This window comes from Stenotrophomonas sp. YJH_SMC_82, from assembly GCF_059368875.1.
In genome coordinates, this window is sequence record NZ_JCAFSE010000001.1 from 944,564 (window position 1) to 963,927 (window position 19,364).

16 protein-coding genes are annotated in these 19,364 nt (G+C 66.9%); 10 read left to right on the forward strand and 6 right to left on the reverse strand.

All coding sequences use genetic code 11. The annotated features are described in order from the left end of the window. The first annotated feature begins 20 nt into the window (after positions 1–20). Positions 21–896, forward strand: a complete 876-nt coding sequence (sucD, locus tag AC5P53_RS04225; RefSeq protein ID WP_005410793.1) for a succinate--CoA ligase subunit alpha — start codon at positions 21–23, stop codon at positions 894–896. A gap of 181 nt (positions 897–1,077) precedes the next feature. Further along, the gene (locus tag AC5P53_RS04230; RefSeq protein WP_014648197.1) at positions 1,078–2,712 is read left to right on the forward strand and encodes an NAD+ synthase; all 1,635 of its coding nucleotides are present in this window, start codon (positions 1,078–1,080) and stop codon (positions 2,710–2,712) included. Between the two features lie 142 nt (positions 2,713–2,854). Here AC5P53_RS04230 and AC5P53_RS04235 read toward each other — a convergent pair whose 3' ends face one another. Further along, positions 2,855–4,057: a lipase family protein gene (locus AC5P53_RS04235; protein ID WP_111206595.1), complete on the reverse strand. Its 1,203-nt coding sequence runs from the start codon at positions 4,055–4,057 to the stop codon at positions 2,855–2,857. A 199-nt stretch (positions 4,058–4,256) separates the two neighbouring features. Next, entirely contained in the window at positions 4,257–5,144 is an 888-nt protein-coding gene (locus tag AC5P53_RS04240) for an outer membrane protein assembly factor BamD (RefSeq protein ID WP_032960726.1), read from the reverse strand. A gap of 113 nt (positions 5,145–5,257) precedes the next feature. Here AC5P53_RS04240 and rluD point away from each other — a divergent pair, with 113 nt between their 5' ends. From rluD to AC5P53_RS04260, 4 genes are read left to right on the forward strand one after another with little or no spacing between them, the layout of a single operon-like run. After that, positions 5,258–6,247 carry a 23S rRNA pseudouridine(1911/1915/1917) synthase RluD gene (gene rluD, locus AC5P53_RS04245; RefSeq protein WP_197606113.1) on the forward strand — a complete coding sequence of 330 codons (990 nt, stop codon included), beginning with the start codon at positions 5,258–5,260 and terminating at the stop codon, positions 6,245–6,247. Further along, positions 6,247–7,017, forward strand: a complete 771-nt coding sequence (gene pgeF, locus AC5P53_RS04250; RefSeq protein WP_241887056.1) for a peptidoglycan editing factor PgeF — start codon at positions 6,247–6,249, stop codon at positions 7,015–7,017. Before rluD ends, pgeF begins: the two co-directional genes overlap by 1 nt. A gap of 20 nt (positions 7,018–7,037) precedes the next feature. Next, the gene (locus AC5P53_RS04255; RefSeq protein ID WP_241887055.1) at positions 7,038–7,544 is read left to right on the forward strand and encodes a DUF4166 domain-containing protein; all 507 of its coding nucleotides are present in this window, start codon (positions 7,038–7,040) and stop codon (positions 7,542–7,544) included. Further along, the gene (locus tag AC5P53_RS04260) at positions 7,519–7,956 is read left to right on the forward strand and encodes a thiol-disulfide oxidoreductase DCC family protein (protein WP_241887054.1); all 438 of its coding nucleotides are present in this window, start codon (positions 7,519–7,521) and stop codon (positions 7,954–7,956) included. Before AC5P53_RS04255 ends, AC5P53_RS04260 begins: the two co-directional genes overlap by 26 nt. Before the next feature lie 70 nt (positions 7,957–8,026). On the opposite strand, the gene otsA is transcribed toward AC5P53_RS04260, so the two are convergent. The 4 genes from otsA to AC5P53_RS04280 all read right to left on the reverse strand — a co-directional run bounded on the left by otsA (position 8,027) and on the right by AC5P53_RS04280 (position 14,556). Beyond that, on the reverse strand, positions 8,027–9,391 hold the full coding sequence (otsA, locus tag AC5P53_RS04265) for an alpha,alpha-trehalose-phosphate synthase (UDP-forming) (protein WP_014648191.1): 1,365 nt from the start codon (positions 9,389–9,391) through the stop codon (positions 8,027–8,029). Next, the gene (locus AC5P53_RS04270) at positions 9,388–11,169 is read right to left on the reverse strand and encodes a glycoside hydrolase family 15 protein (protein WP_032960733.1); all 1,782 of its coding nucleotides are present in this window, start codon (positions 11,167–11,169) and stop codon (positions 9,388–9,390) included. The genes otsA and AC5P53_RS04270 overlap by 4 nt, the downstream gene beginning before the upstream one ends. Before the next feature lie 41 nt (positions 11,170–11,210). Next, a complete protein-coding gene (gene otsB, locus AC5P53_RS04275) occupies positions 11,211–11,969 on the reverse strand; it encodes a trehalose-phosphatase (RefSeq protein ID WP_014648189.1) in 759 nt (252 codons plus the stop codon). Positions 11,970–12,120: 151 nt separating this feature from the next. Continuing rightward, entirely contained in the window at positions 12,121–14,556 is a 2,436-nt protein-coding gene (locus AC5P53_RS04280; RefSeq protein WP_180835131.1) for a TonB-dependent receptor plug domain-containing protein, read from the reverse strand. A gap of 214 nt (positions 14,557–14,770) precedes the next feature. Here AC5P53_RS04280 and AC5P53_RS04285 point away from each other — a divergent pair, with 214 nt between their 5' ends. The 4 genes from AC5P53_RS04285 to AC5P53_RS04300 all read left to right on the forward strand — a co-directional run bounded on the left by AC5P53_RS04285 (position 14,771) and on the right by AC5P53_RS04300 (position 19,075). Then, on the forward strand, positions 14,771–15,253 hold the full coding sequence (locus AC5P53_RS04285; protein WP_126411289.1) for a DUF3574 domain-containing protein: 483 nt from the start codon (positions 14,771–14,773) through the stop codon (positions 15,251–15,253). 36 nt (positions 15,254–15,289) lie between these two features. Further along, entirely contained in the window at positions 15,290–16,147 is an 858-nt protein-coding gene (locus AC5P53_RS04290; protein ID WP_241887053.1) for an XAC2610-related protein, read from the forward strand. 108 nt (positions 16,148–16,255) lie between these two features. Next, positions 16,256–17,248 (forward strand): SH3 domain-containing protein, encoded by a 993-nt coding sequence (locus AC5P53_RS04295; protein ID WP_241887052.1) that lies wholly within the window; start codon positions 16,256–16,258, stop codon positions 17,246–17,248. Positions 17,249–17,356: 108 nt separating this feature from the next. Continuing rightward, on the forward strand, positions 17,357–19,075 hold the full coding sequence (locus AC5P53_RS04300; protein ID WP_241887051.1) for a thiamine pyrophosphate-dependent enzyme: 1,719 nt from the start codon (positions 17,357–17,359) through the stop codon (positions 19,073–19,075). Positions 19,076–19,364: the final 289 nt, after the last annotated feature.

Genomic DNA, 19,364 nt, shown 5'->3' on the forward strand with positions numbered 1-19,364 from the left:
TTCGACACCAAGGAATTCCCATGTCTGTTTTGATTAACAAGAACACCAAGGTGATCGTGCAGGGCTTCACCGGCCAGCAGGGCACCTTCCACGCCACTCAGATGATCGAGTACGGCACCCAGGTTGTTGGCGGCGTGACCCCGGGCAAGGGTGGCACCACCCACATCGACCTGCCGGTCTTCAACACCGTTGCCGACGCCGTGCAGAGCACCGGCGCCAACGCTTCGGTCATCTACGTGCCGCCGCCGTACGCGGCCGACGCGATCCTGGAAGCCGCTGCTGCCGGCATCAAGGTCATCGTCTGCATCACCGAAGGCATCCCGGTGCTGGACATGCTGCGCGTCAAGAACGTGCTGACCCGTTCGCATCCGGACACCGTGCTGATCGGGCCGAACTGCCCGGGCGTCATCACCCCGGGTGAGTGCAAGATCGGCATCATGCCGGGCCACATCCACCAGCCGGGCAAGATCGGTATCGTGTCGCGTTCGGGCACCCTGACCTATGAAGCGGTCAAGCAGACCACCGAAGTCGGCCTGGGCCAGTCCACCTGCATCGGCATCGGTGGTGACCCGATCAACGGCCTGAACTTCGTCGACTGCCTGAAGCTGTTCAACGAAGACCCGCAGACTGAAGGCATCATCATGGTTGGCGAAATCGGCGGCGACGCCGAGGAAGCCGGCGCCGAGTACATCAAGAACCACGTGAAGAAGCCGGTCGTCGGTTTCATCGCCGGTGCGTCGGCTCCGGCCGGCAAGCGCATGGGCCACGCCGGTGCGATCGCCTCGGGCGGCAAGGGCACTGCCGAAGGCAAGTTCGCCGCCATGGAAGCTGCCGGTGTTGTCACCGTCCGCTCGCCGGGCGACCTGGGCGCTGCCATCGCCAAGCTGGTGAAATAAGATCGACTGCCTCCGGCAGACGATGCTGTAGAGCCGGCCGCTGGCCGGCTGCTTGAACACAGAAAGGCCGCCTCCGGGCGGCCTTTCTGCGTCTGGCGTGGGGCCAGATCCCTTTTGCTGCGCAAAACGGATCTGACCCCGGCGTTACAATGGCGGCATTGCAACCACAGGCTGGAATCCCATGGCTTCGATCCGCATCGCGATGGCGCAGTTCGACTTCCCGGTCGGCGATGTCGCCGGCAACACCGAGCGCATCATCGAGATGATCGGCCAGGCGCGCGACGAGTACGGCGCCGAGCTGGTGATGTTCCCCGAGCTGGCGGTGAGCGGCTACCCGCCGGAAGACCTGCTGCTGCGCCCGGGCTTCCTGTACGAGTGCGAGCAGGCGATGGCCCGCATCGCTGCCGCCTGCCGCGGCATCACCGCCGTGGTCGGCTGGCCGCAGGCGGCTGGCGCGGTGGTCTACAACGCCGCCAGCGTGCTGCGTGATGGCCTGGTCGAGCAGACCTACCGCAAGCGTGAGCTGCCCAACTACGCCGTGTTCGACGAGCGCCGCTACTTCGATGTCGATCCGGATGGCGGCAGCTGCGTGTTCGAGGTCAACGGTATTCCGGTTGGCCTGCTGATCTGCGAGGACCTGTGGTTTGCCGAGCCGCTGGCCGACACCATGCGCGCCGGTGCGCAGCTGGTGGTGGTGCCGAATGCTTCGCCGTACGAGCGTGGCAAGCATGCCCAGCGCGACGCCGTGCTGGCTGCACGTACCCGCGAGAGCGGGGCGGCGATCGCTTACCTCAACGTGGTTGGCGGCCAGGACGCGCTGGTGTTCGATGGCGCCTCGGTGGTGGCCGACGGTGATGGCACGGTGCACCCGGCCGCTGCTGCCTTCGTCGACCAGTGGCTGGTGGTGGAGTACGACGGCGCCAGCCGCCGCTTCATGCCGCACGTGTGGATGGACGACGGCGACGAGAGCATGGACGCGCTGGCCTGGCGCGCGGTGACCCGTGGCATCCAGGACTACTGCCGCAAGAACGGCTTCAAGAAAGTGTGGCTGGGCCTGTCCGGCGGCATCGACTCGGCGATCGTGCTGGCCATGGCGGTGGACGCGATGGGCGCGGAGAACGTAACCGCCGTGCGCCTGCCGTCGCGCTACACCGCGGGCCTGTCCAACGACCTGGCGGCCGAGCAGTGCCAGGCGCTGGGCGTGAAGCTGGAGGCGGTGTCGATCGAGCCGGCGTTCAAGGGCCTGATGGAAGCGTTGGCGCCGATGTTCGAGGGCACCGCGCCGGACGTGACCGAAGAGAACCTGCAGTCGCGCAGCCGTGGCGTGATCCTGATGGCGCTGGCCAACAAGTTCGGTGGCCTGCTGCTGACCACCGGCAACAAGAGCGAGTATGCGGTCGGCTACGCCACCATCTACGGCGACATGTGCGGTGGCTATGCGCCGCTGAAGGACCTGTACAAGACCGAAGTGTTCGGCCTGTCCAAGTGGCGCAATACCGTGGGCGGCGCGCCGGTGATCCCGCCGGCGGTGATCAGCCGCCCGCCGTCGGCCGAGCTGCGCGAGAACCAGCTGGACCAGGATTCATTGCCGGCTTATGACGTGCTGGACGGCATCCTGTACCGCTACATCGACCAGGAACAGTCGCGCACGGAGATCGTGGCCGCCGGTTACGATGCGGCCGTGGTTGACCGCGTGCTGCGGCTGGTGCGCATCAGCGAGTGGAAGCGGCACCAGGCCGCGCCGGGGCCGAAGGTCTCGCGCCGCGCCTTTGGCCGCGAGCGTCGTTACCCGATCAGCAACGGCTACAAGGGCTGAGGCAGCGGTTGGCAGGTAGTGCCGGCCGCTGGCCGGCAACGCCCTATAGCGCGTATCCACGCATGGCGTGGATCTACTGCATTCGGTAGTGCCGGCCGCTGGCCGGCAACTTCCTGGATCGCGTATCCGGCATGGCGTGGATCTACCGGGCTTCGTCGAGCCGTTGTTCGAGGCCTGCGATCTCCGCAGCGTCGTTGAAGTGGTCGCCCTCCAGTCGTGCACGCACGAACGCCAGGGCATCCGCCGCCGCCGCATCCAGCGTGCCGCGATGATCGACCGGGTAGCGCCGGAACGCGACCGGCTCACCTCGCAAGGCCAGGCTTGCGGCGTACAGCAGGGTGGTCAGATAGGGCACGTCGCGGTCCTCGCTGCCATGGGCCAGCATCAGCGGCTGGCTGAAGCCGCGGCGCGGTACACCCAGATAGTCGTACAGCACCGCCCAGATGCCCGGCACGCTGGTCAGTGGTGCAGTAAACATGCTGCCGGTATCGGCGCCGTCCAGCGTGGCGGTCAGTTCGCTCAGGCACTGCTCGCGGGCCACTGCCACACGGGCACGGCCTGCGTCGCTGAGGACGCGGTCGATCTGAGGCGCGGCCTGCAGCAGGCCGTCGAGCAGATACGCGTGATATGCGTTGGGTGCGCCAGGATTGGCGGTGCGGTTGCCGGGATTCATCACCAGCGCGGTCAGTTCGACTGCGGTGGGCGTTCCGGCGGTGAAACTGCCGCGGTACTGCAGGGATGGGCCGCCATGGGAGGCGGCCAGATGGCCTGCTGTCAATGCGGCCGCGCCCCCCTGCGAATATCCGACCGAGACCCAGCGCGGCGACAATGTTGCCGTCCCCAGGTACTGGCGGCTGGCCTTGACCATGTCGATGGCGTTGCGCGCCGCGGTACGCACGTGCAGGTAGGCATGATTGCCTGGGCTGCCCAGGCCCTGGTAGTCGGCGGCGGCGACGGCATAGCCCTGGGCCAGGAACACGTCCAGGAAGCGTCCGTCGCGTTCGGCATGGGTGGGGCCGGAGACCGAGGGCGCACAGCGATCCGCAATGCCCTGAGTGCCATGTGCCCAGGACACCACCGGCCACCCGCCCGCAGGCGCCGCGCCGGCGGGCAGGTACAGCAGGCCGGTGCCTTCGGCCAGCTGGCCGCGGTGGTCCGGGGTGCGGTAGTGCAGCTTGTAGGCCTGCGCGGCCCTGGACGGCACCCATGACGCGCGATAGGGGGCAGCAGACAGCAGATCGCCCGGCGCGGCCGGTGCAGCGGCCAGGGGGCGCGGGGATAGCGCCAGCAGGGCGGTGGCGATGAGGCAGGACAGGGGACGGAAACTGCAGCGCAGTGGGGCCATGGGACGCTCCGTGATGGCCGGTGTGGCCGTTGCGCCGCAGTGTGGAGCGCCTCACCCAGGCGGGCTGCGACCGGCGTCGCATCCGCGCTGGATTCGTAGCATTCCTAGGTGCCGGCCCCGGCGCGGGGAGGCGGATGAGGAAAGCAGTCGAGCGTGGCTCGACTCCACAAAGAAGAAGGGCCCCTTTCGGGGCCCTCTCTTATTTCTTTTCCAGTCGCGCGTTGCGCTGGCCGGTGCTGGCGGACTTCTCGCCGGCGAACGGGTTCAGCTTGCGGATCATCCACGGGTACTTCGGCCACTTGCCTTCCAGCCACGGGTGATCCGGCTGGTTCAGCTGCAGGACGCGACGGGCGTCGTCGGCCAGGGTCTTGTTGCCCAGGTGGGTGTAGGAATCGGCCAGCACGGCCACGGCGTCGTACTGGAAGGCGCTCTGCGGGTAGGTTTCCAGCAGGTAGTTGGCGCGGCCCACGGCCGAGACCCAGGCGCCGCGGCGCATGTAGTACAGGGCGTTGTCCAGCTCGTGCTGGGCGAACACGTCACGCAGCTCCAGCATGCGCTGGCGCGCATCGGCGGCGTAGCGGCTGTTCGGGTAACGATCAACCACGATGTTGAAGTCCGAGTACGCCTGGTGCGGCGTGGACAGGTCGCGGCGGCTGGCATCCAGCGACCATACGCGGCGCAGGAAAACCGTACTGCGGTTGGAATTGGCCAGGCCGCGCAGGTAGTACAGGTACGCAATGTTGCGGTGGGTCGGGTAGGTGCGGATGAAGCGGTCGATGCTGGAGACGGCGTCATCGTGCTTGCCGGCCTTGTACTGGGCGTAGGCGGTTTCGATCATCGCCTGCTCGGTGTACGGGCCGTACGGATACTGGGCCACCAGGCGGCGGAAGCTGGCTTCGGCGCCGCTCCAGTTGCCGCCCTGCATCAGCTTGTGGCTTTTCTCGTACAGCTGTTCGACCGGCACGCCTTCGTCGGGGCGATCACCCTTCTTGGCGCCGCGGTGGCAGCCGGTTGCGGCGATGACCAGCACCAGCAGCAGGGCGGTGAGGCGGACGGGCGCGGAGAGCATGGCGGAGCGTCGGATCATGGGGTCGAGGCGGGACGCGGCTGGAATACGAAGGGTCGATGATAGCCTAGTGTCCTGTCCAGCGACTGAAACCGGCCGCCGGGACCCCAAAATTTCAAAGAATGCCCCCTGCCATGTCTGAACAACCCTCTGAATCGGCCCGCCAGGCCATCGTCCCCGACACCGCCGCCGGCCGTCGTTTCGATGCCGTCGTGGCCGAACTGTTCCCCGAATATTCGCGTTCGCGCCTGACCGAGTGGATCAAGTCCGGTGACGTCCTGCTGGACGGCGCCCAGGTGCGCCCGCGCGATCCGCTGCGCGGCGGCGAGGTGGTGACCCTCCACGTGGTGCTGGAAACCCAGACCGACGCCCAGCCGGAGGACATCCCGCTGGACGTGCTGTTCGAGGACGAGCATGTGCTGGTGATCAACAAGCCGGTCGGCCTGGTGGTCCACCCCGGCGCCGGCAACCACAGCGGCACCCTGGTCAACGCGCTGCTGTTCCGCGACCCGTCGGTGGCGGTGCTGCCGCGCGCGGGCATCGTGCACCGCCTGGACAAGGACACCAGCGGCGTGATGGTGGTGGCCAAGACCCTGGAAGCGCAGACTGCATTGGTCGAGCAACTGGCGGCCCGTGACGTGCACCGCCAGTACCTGGCCATCGTGATGGGCGCGCTGGTGGCAGGCGGTACCGCCGATGCCCCGATCGACCGCCACCCGCGCGACCGGCTGAAGATGGCGGTGCGCGAAGACGGCAAGGAAGCGGTGACCCACTACCGCCTGCGCGAGCGCTTCCGTGCGCACACCGCGCTGGAGTGCCGCCTGGAAACCGGCCGTACCCACCAGATCCGCGTGCACATGGCACACGTGCGCCATCCGATCATCGGCGACCCGCTGTACGGCGGTGCGCTGAAGCTGCCCAAGGGTGCCAGCGACGCGCTGGTGGCCGCGCTGCGCGGCTTCAAGCGCCAAGCCTTGCACGCCGAGACCCTGGAGTTCATGCATCCGATCACCGGTGAGCCGGTGCGCAATACCGCGCCGGTGCCGGAGGACATGCTGCACCTGATGAAGGTGCTGCGCGAAGACAGCGAAGCCTTCGCCGCCCGCGAGCGGGATCGCTGGTGATGGCCGCCGCGCTGCCGTTGCTGCAGGCGGACTGGCCGGCGCCGGCAGGCGTCCATGCGCTGACCACGCGCCGGCATGGCGCGGGCATTTCGCCGGCGCCGTTCGCGCAGTTCAACCTCGGCAACCGGCACGCGGCCGATGGTGATACCCCGGCCAACGTGGAGCACAACCGCCAGCTGCTGCAGGAGGGGCTGGCACTGCCCTCGGCACCGCACTGGCTGCGCCAGGTGCACAGCAGCACCGTGCTGCGCTTCACCGCGCCACCGGTGGCTGGCGCCAGCGAACCGGTGGCCGACGCCGCGGTGACTTCGGTGCCGGGCGTGGTGCTGGCGATCCTGACCGCCGACTGCCTGCCGGTGGTGTTTGCCGCGGCCGATGGCAGCGAGGTGGGTGCGGCCCATGCCGGCTGGCGTGGGCTGGCTGACGGCATGCTGGAGGCCACGGTGGCCGCCCTGCAGACGCCGCCGGCGCAGCTGCGGGCTTGGCTGGGCCCGGCTGCCGGGCCGGTCGACTACGAGATCGGCGAAGAGGTCTACCACGCCTTCGTCGGCCATGATCCGGCCGCCGGGGCGGCGTTCGTGGCCACCCGCGCAGGCCACTGGAAAGTGGACCTGTTCGCGCTGGCGCGGCAGCGGTTGCAGGCGGCGGGGATGGACCCGGCGCAGGTGTATGGCGGCACGGTGTCGACCATGGCCGATCCTGACCTGTATTCGCACCGGCGCGACCGTCGTACCGGGCGCATGGCGACCCTGGCCTGGATCGCGCCCTGACCACGCCGCTGTTCGCGCGCGTGCTGGGGCCGGCCTTCGCCACCCTGGCAGCGCCGGTGCAGGCGCTGCATGCCGCGCCGTTGCCCTGCCGCTACGTGGGGCAGGCGCGCATCGTGCGAGGGCGGCACTGGCTGGTGCCGCTGTTGGCCGCGTTGGCGCGGCTGCCGAAGGACGGCGACGCGCTGCCCACCGAAGTGGCGTTCAGTGCACGCGGGCAGGGTGAGCAGTGGGCGCGACGGTTCGGCCGCTGGCCGATGGTGTCGCGGCTGTGGGCGCACGAAGGGATTCTGCGCGAGCAGCTGGGCGCGGTGCGCTTGGAGTTCGCGTTGCAGGCCCGCGAGGGTGGTATCGACTGGTCGGTGCGGCGGGTCTGGGCGTTCGGGCTGCTGCCGCTGCCGACGCGTTGGTTCGGCGGTGTGCGCTGCCGTGAAGCCTGGCGCGGCGAGCGTTACACTTTCCTGGTCGATGTGACGCTGCCCTGGGCCGGAGCCCTGATCCGCTATGAAGGCTGGCTCGAACCACAGTGACGGCGCCGCCGGGACTGGCAGCGCGGTGATCGTGTTCGACGGCGTGTGCGCCCTGTGCAACCGCTGGGTGCGCTTCCTGCTGCGTTTCGACCGCAAGGGGCGCTACCGTTTTGCGGCGATGCAGGGGCAGCAGGGCAGCGCGATGTTGCGCGCGCACGGGCTGGACCCGCAGGACCCGATGTCGTTCCTGCTGCTGGACGCGCAGGGCGCCTGGACCGATACCGATGCCATCCTGCGTGTACTGGCCGGGCTGGACGGCGTCTGGCGCCTGACCGGCGTGCTGCGGATGGTGCCGCGCGGCTGGCGTGATGCCGCGTATCGCGCGCTGGCGCGCAACCGCTACCGCTGGTTCGGGCGGCATGATGCCTGTCATCTGCCCGCACCGGAGCAGGCAGCGCGATTCCTGGATTGAAGAAAAAGGGGACGGAGGGGATTAAGTCGTTTGTGCACAAACGACTTAATCCCCTCCGTCCCCTTTTTCCTCAGCCTTCCAGTGCGTCCAGGTAGCTGCGCCGCCAGTGGTTGATGTCGTAGGTGCGCAGGTGCTCCATCATGGCGTGCCAGCGCTCCTTGCGCTTGCGCAGCGACATCGTCGCCGCGGTGGCGATGGCGTCGGCAACGCCATCCAGGTCGTGCGGGTTCACCAGCAGTGCCTGCTTGAGTTCGTCGGCGGCGCCGGCCAGCAGCGACAGCACCAGCACGCCCGGGTCCTCCGGGTCCTGCGAGGCCACGTATTCCTTGGCCACCAGGTTCATGCCATCACGCAGCGGCGTGACCAGCCCCACCGCCGCTGCACGGTAGAAACCGGTGAGGGTGGCATGGGTGAAGTTCTGGTTGACGTAGCGCAGGGGTGTCCAGTCCGGCTCGGCGTGGCCACCGTTGATGTGGCCGGCGATCTGCTCCAGCTGGCTGCGCAGCTGCCGGTACTCGGTGACATCACCGCGCGAGACGGGGGCGATCTGCAGGTAGGTCAGCGACCCGCGCTGGTCGGGATGGCGCTCAAGGTACCGTTCGAAGCCGAGGAAGCGCTCGGGCAGGCCCTTGGAATAATCCAGGCGATCAACGCCGATCGCCAGTTGGCGATCACGCAGGCTGGCGCGCAGGTTCTTTACGGCGGCCTTGGTGGCGGCGGTACCGGCCTGGCGCGCGATCAGCTCGGTGTCGATGCCGATCGGGAACGCCGCCGCGCGGAAACGACGCCCGCCCGGTGCCTCCAGCTCGCCGTTGGCGAGTACCCGACCCCCGCCGAACAGGCGCAGGTAGGTCTGGAAGCGATCGGCATCGCGCTGGGTCTGGAAGCCCACCAGGTCATACGCGTAGAGCGCGGAGAACAACCGCAGGTGGTCGGGCATCGCCTGCAGCAGGTCGGCCGAGGGCATCGGGATGTGCAGGAAGAAGCCGATGCGGCAGCCGATGCCACGCTCGCGCAGCAATGCGCCAAGCGGGATCAGGTGATAGTCGTGGATCCAGACGATGTCATCCTCGCGCAGCAAGGGCGCGAGCTTGTCGGCGAACAGTGCGTTGACCTTGTGGTAGGTCTCGCGGGTGGCACGGTCGTAGTCGACCAGATCCAGGCGGAAGTGCAGCAGCGGCCACAGCGTGCGGTTGGCAAAGCCGTTGTAGTAGCCGTCCACCTCGCGCTTGCTCAGGTCCATGGTGACGTAGTCGATGTCACCGTCTTTCTGCCGGTGCAGCGTGCCGCTGCCGTCCTTTACCGTCTTGCCGCTCCAGCCGAACCACAGGCCGCCGCGTTCCTTCAGGGCGGCCAGCAGGCCGACAGCCAGGCCGCCGGCGCGGTTCTCGCCGGGTACGGCCACACGATTTGAAACCACCACCAGACGACTCACGATGCCTCCTGCCAGGACCGCGACAGGCGCATCGCGGCAGTGATCAGGCCGACGTGCGAATAGGTCTGCGGGAAATTGCCCCAGGCCTCGCCGCTGTCGAAGGCCAGATCCTCCGACAGCAGGCCCAGGTGGTTGCGCTGCTTCAGCAGCAGCTCGAACATCTCGCGCGCCTCGTCCATGCGCCCGATCGCCGCCAGCGCATCGATGTACCAGAACGTGCAGATGGTGAAGCTGGTCTCCGGCTCGCCGAAGTCATCCGGCGCGACATAGCGGTACAGCGAATTGCCATGCTTGAGGTCGCGGCCGATCGCATCGACGGTGGCGATGAAGCGGGCGTCCATCGCATCGATGAAGCCGATGTCGGCCAGCAGCAGGAGCGAGGCGTCCAGGCGATGGCCGCCGAAGGTATCGGTGAAGTGGCCCAGTTCCTCATTCCAGGACTCGGCCATGATGCGCGCATGGATGGTGTCGGCGCGCTCGCGCCAGTAGTGTGCACGGTCATCGCGCTTCAGGCGCACGGCGATCTTGCACAGGCGGTCGCAGGCGGCCCAGCACATCGCGCTGGTGTAGGTGTGTACCTCGGTGCGGCCACGGAACTCCCACAGGCCCGCATCGGGCACGTCATGCAGGGCGAAGGCCTGTTCGCCCAGCGGTTCGAGGCGGGCGAAGGTGTGCGCGTCGCCGGGATCCTGCAGGCGGCGGTCGAAGAACAGCTGCGTGGAGGCCAGCACCACGCTGCCGTAGACATCGTGCTGGCGCTGCACCCAGGCCAGGTTGCCGCGGCGTACCGGGCCCATGCCGCGATAACCGGACAGGCTGGGCACTTCGTCTTCGTCCAGCTTGGCTTCAAAGCCGATGCCATACAGCGGCTGCAGCGTGCCGTCGGTGGTGGCCAGGTTGAAGATGTAGCCGAGGAACTGTTCCATCGTGCGCGTTGCGCCGAGACGGTTCAGCGCCCGCACCACGAAAGCTGCGTCACGCAGCCAGCAGTAGCGGTAGTCCCAGTTGCGCACGCTGCCGGGTGCTTCTGGAATGGAAGTGGTCATCGCCGCGATGATCGCGCCGCTGTCCTCGTACTGGCACAGCTTCAACGTGATCGCACTGCGGATGACCGCGTCCTGCCACTCCAGTGGAATGGACAGGTAGCGCACCCATTCGCGCCAGTAGTCGCGGGTGCGCTGGAAGGCTTCCTGCACGTAGCCGCTGATCGACCGGTTGAGCGACTCATCCACGCCCAGGATCAGGTGGATGGGATGGTTGAGCACGAACGGCAGGCCATCGCGCACGAAGCGCACCGGCACATCGGTGGTCAGCCGCAGCACGTGCTCCGGCAGGATCCAGCGCACATGGTTGCTGCCCCAGGTCGACTCTGGCACGCGTGCGCCCCAGTCGGCCAGCGGGCGCGCACGCACGGTGATGCGCGGGCTGCCAGCCAGCGGACGCACCTGGCGGATCAGGCTGACCGGCCGGTAGAAGCGGTCGTTCTGCCGCCAGCGGGGGGCGAAATCCAGGATTTCCAGTTCGCCGCCGTGCGCGTCGCGGAGCACCGTGCGCAGGATCGCCGTGTTGGTGAGGTATTCCTGCTCGCTGCTGGCGAAGTCTTCCAGCTCGATGGCGAAGTCGCCACCGGTCTGCTGGTTGGGGCCGAGCAGCGCACAGAAGGTAGGGTCGCCGTCGAAGGTGGGCAGGCAGCTCCAGACAACGCGGGCACGTTTGTCGACCAGGGCGCCGAAGCTGCCGTTGCCGACCACGCCCAGATCAAGATCGGGTTGGGTCATCACGCGGTACATCTCGGTTGCGGCCGTGGGGGGTGGCCGGGTCAATAGGCATTCTCACGCAGCCAGGCGTGCACGCTGCGTATGTCGGGCAGCGCGAACACCGCCGCGCTGGGTTCACGTTCACCCACCAGCACGCTCCAGCCATGCTGGCTGTTGGCGGCATCGAAGCCGAATTCATCGGTGAGGTCGTCACCGAGAAACACCGGCAGGCGGCCGCGGAAGGGCAGGTACTGCATCATCCGGCGCACGGCACGGCCCTTGTCGGTGCCGACGGGCACGAACTCGACCACATGGTCGCCGGGTTGCAGGCGGTAGCTGGCGCGGCCCCGCACGTGGCGATCGGCGAAGGCGCGCACATCACTTGCCGCGTGCGGCGCACCGCGCCAATGCAGGGCCAGGCCGACGCCCTTGTCTTCCACCAGCACGCCGGGATGGCCGTGGGCAAAGCGCATCGCCTGCTGGTGCAGCGCGTGCAGCCACTCGGCGGTGTCGTCGTCGTGCTCGTCGCGCAGCACACGACCGTCCTCGCCGCGCAGTTCGTGCCCATGCAGGCCGGCGGCAGGCAGCTGGAGGGGAGCGAACAGCTGGTCCAGCTGTTCAAGCGGTCGGCCACTGACCAGTGCCACGGCGCCTTCCAGGCGGTCACTGATGCGGCCGATGGCTTCGCGCACATCCGGCAGGAGCTGCACGGCATCCGGTCGTGCAGCGAATTCGATGAGGGTGCCATCGACATCGAGGAACAACGCACAGGCGTCGTCCAGCAATGGCGGTGGCGGACGCAGGGGGAGCGGTTCAGCCATGACGACCAGCCTGCCAGCCTGAGCGTGTACGTGGGGTCGAGGGCAGGCTGCGGATCAGCTTCGGTGGGTGCCGACCGTTGGTCGGCACGGCAGGTCAGCCTGCATCCAGCCCAAACAGCGCGGACCAACGGTCCGCACCCACCCAATGCGATCAGAACGTATAGCGGACGCGGCCGTAGTAGTACGCGCCGTTGCTGCCGATCGGCGACAGCACGTCGTACGGCAGGTTGCCGAAGTAGTGGATATCGCTGTTGGATCGATCCGGGTAGTTGTCGGTCAGGTTCTGGCCGCCGATGGCCACGCTCCATTGCGGGGTAATGCGGTACTCGACTTCGGCATCCAGCTGCCATTCGGCCTGGTAGGTCTGGCGCGGGATGTAGCCATCACCGAAGTTGAACACCCGGGTGGCGCTGCCGTAACGGTTCACGCGGGTGCTCAGCGACCAGTGGTCGTTGCTCCAGGCGGCCGAGAAGCTGCCACGCGTGCGCGGGGTGGCATCGGTCAGGGTGTTGGTCTCCTCGATGCCGAACAGTACGTAGTCCGGGTTCAGCGCGCGCAGCTGCGCCGGCGTGGCCAGCACATTCTTCAGCGTGGTCTTGGTGTAGGCGTAGGTGCCGGTCAGCAGCAGCTGGCCATCGCCCAGCGACTGCCGCCAGTTGCTTACCAGCTCGGCGCCACGGGTGCGGGTATCGGCGGCATTGACGAAGAAGCTGGCGCTCTGCAGGCCACTGACGCCGTAGCTGGCGGCCACGTAATCGGTCAGCGCATCGCCGGTGATGCTCTCCGACAGCGCGATGCGGTCGTCGATATCGATCTGGAAGAAGTCCAGCGACAGGTCGAAATGCTCGCCGATGCGGCTGGTGAAGCCCAGCGAGGTGTTGATCGACTTCTCCGGCTTCAGGTTCTGCGCACCCAGGCCACGCGCGATCGGATTGTTGACCGACAGCAGCCGGCCCTGCACCAGCTGGCCGCCGGCGTTGTAGCCGGTGGAGGTGGATTCGTAGCCGATCTGCGCCAGCGACGGAGCGCGGAAATTGTTGGAGATGGCACCGCGCAGTGCGAACGCCGGGGTGAATTCGTAGCGCAGGCCGAGCTTGCCGGTCAGTTCGCCGCCAAAGTCGTCGTTGTGCTCGTAGCGCGCGGCCAGGTCGGTGGAGAACTTCTCGCCGAACTGGCTGGACAGGCTGGCATAGGCGCTGGCCACGTCGCGCGACAGGGTGGCGGCGTCCTGTGGGGTCAGGCCGCCACCGGCCTGCGAGCCGGTCGGGCGGTCGGTGTACGGGCCCGCCGCATAGCTGGCCGGGTCGCCGGGGCGGGTCTGGTAGCGCTCATGGCGCGCTTCCACGCCCAGGCCCAGCGTGTGGCTGATGCTGTCGCTCTGGGTGAACACGCGGCTCAGATCGAGGTTGCCCACGGTCTGCGCGTACTCGTAGTCGGCGGTCTTGAAGCGGGTCGGGCTGGTCGGGCCCAGCGATGCGTTGAGCGAATCACGCAGGCGGTAGGTGAAGTCGTTCTGGCCGTAATCCAGGCTGCTGTCGTAGCTCCATTCGCCCCACTGGCCGCGCACGCCGGCCACGGCCTGTACGTCGCGGTTCTCGCCTTCGGAGATCGGTCGGTAGCCGTTCGGATAGACCTGCTTCCAGTTGGCATCGCCATCGGGATAGCGGAAGTAGTTGGCGCCTTCGGTATCGCGCTGGTTGAAGGTGCCGAACGCGTAGAACGTCGAGGTCTGGCCCACCGGAATCTCGGTGTTCAGCCACAGGTTGATGTCCTTGCTCTTGCCATCGCCCAGCACATAGTTGCGCTTGCCCTGCAGCGCCAGGTTGTCCGGCGTCTGGTCCCACGGCGGAATCTGGTCGAAGCCGGCGCGGTTGGTGCCGTTGCGGTGCTTGTATTCCAGGCCGACGCGCAGGAAGCCGCCGTCCTCGCCCAGCGAAGTACCGACCTTGGCGCTGACGTTGCCGGTCTGGCCGTCGGTGAGGGTGCGGCCGATCGGCTTGAGGTCGGTGTGGTTGGCACCGTAGCTGGCCTCGATCTCGCCACCGTCGCCGCCGTTGTCGAGGATCACGTTGATCACGCCGGCCACGGCGTCCGATCCGTAAAGCGCACCGGCACCATCGCGCAGCACTTCGATGCGCTTGATCGCGCTGACCGGGATCGCATTGAAATCGACCGGGGTGGTGCCCTTGCCGATCTTGCTGTCGGTGTTGACCAGCGCGGTGTGGTGGCGGCGCTTGCCGTTGACCAGCACCAGCACCTGGTCGGGGGACAGGCCACGCAACTGTGCGGCGCGCACGTGGTCGGCGCCACCGGAGTTGGATTGGCGCGGGAAGTTGAACGACGGCAGCAGCGCCTGCAGCGCGCTGCCCAGTTCACCGTTTACCACGCCGGCCTTGCGGATGTCCTCGGCGGTGAGCACATCCACCGGCGAGGTGGATTCGAGCACGGTGCGGTCGGCGGCGCGGGTGCCGGTGACGATCACGGTGTCCAGGTTGGTGGCGTCCTGGGCCAGGACCGGGACGGCAGCGGAGGAAAGCACGAGGGCGATGGCGAGGCCGAGCGGCGACGCGGGCAGGCGGGCGGACATGGGGGCTCCAGCAACAACGACGACGGGGAAGGGGGAGATAGTTTCACTTACATCCATCCGGATGAAGCGATATATTATCTTCGCGTGATGACCGGTGCCGATGCAAGTCCCTGCCGGTCCGGCATGAGCTGATGCCCGGTTGGCATCAGCACGCCGGGCCAGTGGCGCTGTACGCTGCCGGCTCGCCCTGTTCCCCTTCCCCGGAGCTGTACCGATGAAACACTTTGGCCTCGTCTTCGCCGTGCTGCTGGCCACCAGTGGCTGCGCCAGCCTCTCTTCGCAGGCGCCCAGCGCCTATGCCACGGCCACCACCGCCGAACTGAAGGGCGATGCCGCGCGTCCGTCCGCCGGCCACGGCTGGGTGCGCAGCGAGCTGTACTTCGGCGTAGGCGAAGAGCAGGGCGCCGGCAACCGCCCGCAGGCCGACACCATCAGCGAGGCGCAGTGGCGCACCTTCCTGGACAAGGAAGTGACCCCGCGCTTTCCGGATGGCCTGACCGTGTTCGATGCCTACGGCCAGTGGCTGTTCCGCGGTGATGCCTCGCCCAACCGTCTGCGCACCAAGGTGCTGGTGGTGCTGCACGAAGACACCCCGCAGCGCCGTGCCGATATCGAAGCCATCCGCCTGGCGTGGAAGCAGCAGACCAAACATCAATCGGTGCTGTGGTCGCGGCAGCCGGTCGAGGTATCGTTCTGAGTTGAAGGTGCCGCCGCGGTGCTGCAGGGAGCAATGATGAACTACAGGGAATGCCTGCTGGGCCTGGCATTGGCAGGCGTACTGGCACCGACGGCGCAGGCGGGTGGGGACGACGGCGAAACGCTGCGCTTCCAAGTGGCCGCGCACGTGCAGGCGCACGCCGATCCCCAGCAGGACGGCAGCATCGCGGTGCAGCTGTCACCGTCAGGCAAGCGCCAGACGCTTGAGGGCGCGGCCGATGCCGATGGCAATTCGCGATGGTCGCTCGAAGATGTCGATTTCGATGGCTACCCGGAACTGGTCGCGCGCGCCTCGGTGGGCATGGTCAACGAAGCGGTGACGGTGTACCGCTTCGATCCGGCCAGTGCCGGGTTCCGCGCGCTGCAGGCCGACACCCAGGGCAAGGACAGTTGCGGTGACCTGATGGGGCTGGCGGTCGACCGTCCGAGCCGCACGCTGACCAGCAGCTGCCGCAGCGGCCCGATGTGGTACACCGACCAGTACCGGTTTGCAGGCGCGAAGCTCTATCTGTACCGCGCCGAGAGCGTGCTGATGCTGGGCGATACGTTGAACGCCGCGCTGCAGTGGGAACAGACCGGCGAGCAGGGCCCGCTTGCCGTCTGGCGCACCTATGATGCCGCCGGCCGGGTGCTGGAAAGTGCCATCGCCGATGGCCTGGGTGCACCGCCGGATGGACCGTTGCGTGGCCAGCAGGCCACCGTGGTACCCGCGCGGCTGTTCCTGTGCGATCGACCCGGCGCATCCAGCACCAGGCGTTACCTGGTGCAGGGAGACCGCGTGGAGATGCTGGATGAGCGGGACGGCTGGGTGAAGTTGCGCTACCGCAACCCCAGGCAGGGTGAGGTGGTGGGCTGGATCAACGTCAACGATTGATTGAACTGAACTGACAGGCCCCTGGATAGCCGGGCCACTGCTGCCTGGTGTGTTTCTTGCTTGCAGGACTGGTCCCCTCGACGCTGGAAGCAATTTCGGATTTCTTGCATGGAGCTGCCGGGTGCTCCGGCACATGATCGTGGTGGTGGCCGAAAAGCCAGTTTCTGCACGGGCATTCCAATGACAATGGGGATCGGCTTCGAGCCGCGACTGCTTGAGAGAGACGGCCCGCACATGGTTGCGGCGCTGATGTCGCTGATTCTTCTCCAGCTTGGGCTCCTTCTGCCGGGGAGGGCCTGGTCGATGCCAGTCGTGGAACAAGCGCAGCTTATGTTCGAAGTAGCGCCAGCAACACCGGTAACTGTCGTCCATCAACCTGACGGGGGCATCCAGGTCCAACTCCCCTCAGGCGCGACACAGCAGCTGCCGCCAGCTCCTTCGGGGTCGCTGGAATCTGAAACGAAGCTGATGGCGTTGGATGTGGACTTTGATGGTCAGCTTGATCTGGTAGTGCAGATACCCGTTGGAATGGTCAATTTTTCAACACTTGTCTACAAGTTCGATCGGTTTCTTGGCAGGTTCATAACACTGCCAGTCCTGCGGAAAGCAAGGCGAAGTTGTGGGGAGTTCGGCCGGATCGAATTGGATTCTGAGAATCAGGTGCTCCGCAGTAGCTGCCGAAGTGCCGTCTGGCGTGTTGATGTCTACCGCCCATTCAACGGCGTTCTGTACCTTTATCGTTCTGAGCGCATGCTTACGTTGCCCAGGTTGGACGGAGAAGTGCTGAACCTGGAGGCGACGCGGTTTGATGGCCCATTGGCCGTTTGGACCAGCTACTCGGCGACCGCGGAGATCGAAGAGCGAGCCATCAATGACGGGTTGGCAGTGCCCGAAAACGATAGCCCGCTGGTTGCGGTGACAGCCACCGTGGTGCCCGCGCGCCTGTTCCTGTTCGATCGACCCGGCGCATCCAGCACCAGGCGTTACTTGGTGCAGGGAGACCGCGTGGAGATGCTGGATGAACAGGATGGCTGGGTGAAGCTGCGCTACCGCAACCCGAAGCAGGGCGCGGTGGAGGGCTGGATCAACGTCAACGATTGACTCGATCTCCGCCAGTAGTTTGCCTATCGAGGTGATGTGCGCCTTGCCCACGGAGGCATCACTTCTTCGGGTCTAGCCTCGGATGCTCTCCCCTCGAGGATGTATCCGATGAGCAAGCGCGTTGCCGAGAACGTTGTCGATACCCTGCAGCAGGCGGGCGTCCGCCGCTGTTACGGCATCGTTGGCGATACCTTGAATCACGTCACCGATGCCCTGCACCGCAGTGAAATCGACTGGGTACATGTACGCCACGAAGAAGTGGCCGCCTTCGCTGCCGGCGCCGATTCGCTGGTGAGCGGCGAGTTGACCGCCTGTGCGGGTTCTTGTGGTCCCGGTGGCCTGCACTTCATCAACGGCGTCTTCGAGAGCAATCGCAACCGTGCACCGATGGTACTGATCGCCAGCCAGGTGGTGACCAGTGAGCTGGGCATGGAATTTCCGCAGGAAGTGGACTTCAAGGCGGTGTATGCCAGTTGTTCGGTGTTCTGCGAGCAGGTGCACAGCCCGGAGCAGGCGCGGCGCGTCGTGGCCCTGGCCTGCCAGGCCGCGATCAGCCGCCGTGGCGTGGCGGTGGTGATCCTGCCGGCCGACATCAGCCAGGCCGAGGTGAAGCACGATGTGCCGTTCTCGGTGCACTACACCCAGCCGGTGCTGCGCCCGTCCGATGCCGAGCTGCAGCGCATCACCGAACTGCTGGGGCAGGGCAAGCGCATCGGCATCTATGCCGGTGCCGGTTGCCAGGGCGCGCACGCGCAGCTGCTGGAGCTGGCCCGGCGCCTGCAGGCGCCCATCGCGCATACCTCGCGCGCCAAGGATTTCGTCGAGCCGGACAACCCGTACAACATGGGCATGACCGGCATCTTCGGCATCGAATCCGGCTTCCACACGCTGATGGAGTGCGACACGCTGCTGCTGCTCGGCGCCGATTTCGCCTGGGGCCAGTTCTACCCGGACAAGGCCACGATCATCCAGGTCGACCGCGATGGCAGTCACCTCGGCCGCCGCCACCCGGTGAGCCTTGGCGTGGTCGGTGACATCGCACCGACGCTGGACGCGCTGCTGCCGATGCTGCCGCCGCGCGAGGACAGCAGTTTCCTGGACGAGTGCATCGGGCGTCGCGACAAGGCGCTGAAGAAGCGCGAACAGGAAGAACAGCCGGGCGAGGGTGAATTGATCCACCCGCAGCACCTGACGGCATTGCTGTCGAGGCATGCCAGCGACGATGCGCTGTTCACCGCCGACGGCGGTTCGCCGATGGTGTGGGTGCTGCGCCATATCCGCGTCAACGGCCGCCGCCGCACGCTGACCAGCCTGCTGCACGGCACGATGGCCAACGCGATGCCGCAGGCGCTGGGCCTGCAGAAGGCCTTCCCCGGCCGGCAGGTGATCTCGCTGTCCGGTGATGGTGGCCTGGCGATGCTGCTGGGCGATCTGTTGACGGCCGTGCAGGAGAACCTGCCGATCAAGGTGGTGGTGTTCAACAATGGTTCGCTGAACTTCGTCGAGCTGGAGCAGAAGGTGGAGGGCCTGCTGGACAACTACACCGACCTGAAGAACCCGGACTTCGGCCGCCTGGCCGAGGTCATCGGCTTCCACGGCCGCACGGTGACCCGCAGCGAGGATCTGGAAGAGGCGGTGCTGGATTTGCTGTCCCAGCGCGGCCCGGCGCTGCTGGACGTGCATACCAGCCGCGCGGAGCTGGTGATGCCGCCGCAGATCGAGGCCAAGCAGGTGGCCGGTACGGCGTTGTATGCCGCCAAGGCGGTGTTGAATGGCCGCTTCGACGACGTGAAGCATCTGCTGGTGGACAACTTCCTGAAGAAGTAGGGCGCGATGCAGGGCTGCGCCCTGCACCCGCGGTAGTGCCGGCCGCTGGCCGGCCACTCAGAAGCAACGGCGGCCATCCGTGTGGTAGGTGTCGACCTTGGTCGACACGGTAGATCCACGCCATGCGTGGATGAACGAACGAATGATCGAAATAATCTTCTGTAGAGCCGAGCCATGCTCGGCTCAGAGCCTTCGCGTACAGCGGGCGAGCATGGGCTCGGCACTGCAGCGAGAGCCTGCCTTGGCTTTGGATCTTTTGATCTTCTTCCGTGGCTGCCGCGCGCAGGAA

Excerpts from the sequence above, each read along its gene's own strand:
- sucD (WP_005410793.1), top strand. The coding sequence starts at position 21 with ATGTCTGTTTTGATTAACAAGAACACCAAGGTGATCGTGCAGGGCTTC.
- AC5P53_RS04230 (WP_014648197.1), top strand. The coding sequence starts at position 1,078 with ATGGCTTCGATCCGCATCGCGATGGCGCAGTTCGACTTCCCGGTCGGC.
- AC5P53_RS04235 (WP_111206595.1), bottom strand. The coding sequence starts at position 4,057 with ATGGCCCCACTGCGCTGCAGTTTCCGTCCCCTGTCCTGCCTCATCGCC.
- AC5P53_RS04240 (WP_032960726.1), bottom strand. The coding sequence starts at position 5,144 with ATGATCCGACGCTCCGCCATGCTCTCCGCGCCCGTCCGCCTCACCGCC.
- rluD (WP_197606113.1), top strand. The coding sequence starts at position 5,258 with ATGTCTGAACAACCCTCTGAATCGGCCCGCCAGGCCATCGTCCCCGAC.
- pgeF (WP_241887056.1), top strand. The coding sequence starts at position 6,247 with ATGGCCGCCGCGCTGCCGTTGCTGCAGGCGGACTGGCCGGCGCCGGCA.
- AC5P53_RS04260 (WP_241887054.1), top strand. The coding sequence starts at position 7,519 with ATGAAGGCTGGCTCGAACCACAGTGACGGCGCCGCCGGGACTGGCAGC.
- AC5P53_RS04270 (WP_032960733.1), bottom strand. The coding sequence starts at position 11,169 with ATGACCCAACCCGATCTTGATCTGGGCGTGGTCGGCAACGGCAGCTTC.
- otsB (WP_014648189.1), bottom strand. The coding sequence starts at position 11,969 with ATGGCTGAACCGCTCCCCCTGCGTCCGCCACCGCCATTGCTGGACGAC.
- AC5P53_RS04280 (WP_180835131.1), bottom strand. The coding sequence starts at position 14,556 with ATGTCCGCCCGCCTGCCCGCGTCGCCGCTCGGCCTCGCCATCGCCCTC.
- AC5P53_RS04285 (WP_126411289.1), top strand. The coding sequence starts at position 14,771 with ATGAAACACTTTGGCCTCGTCTTCGCCGTGCTGCTGGCCACCAGTGGC.
- AC5P53_RS04290 (WP_241887053.1), top strand. The coding sequence starts at position 15,290 with ATGAACTACAGGGAATGCCTGCTGGGCCTGGCATTGGCAGGCGTACTG.
- AC5P53_RS04295 (WP_241887052.1), top strand. The coding sequence starts at position 16,256 with ATGGAGCTGCCGGGTGCTCCGGCACATGATCGTGGTGGTGGCCGAAAA.
- AC5P53_RS04300 (WP_241887051.1), top strand. The coding sequence starts at position 17,357 with ATGAGCAAGCGCGTTGCCGAGAACGTTGTCGATACCCTGCAGCAGGCG.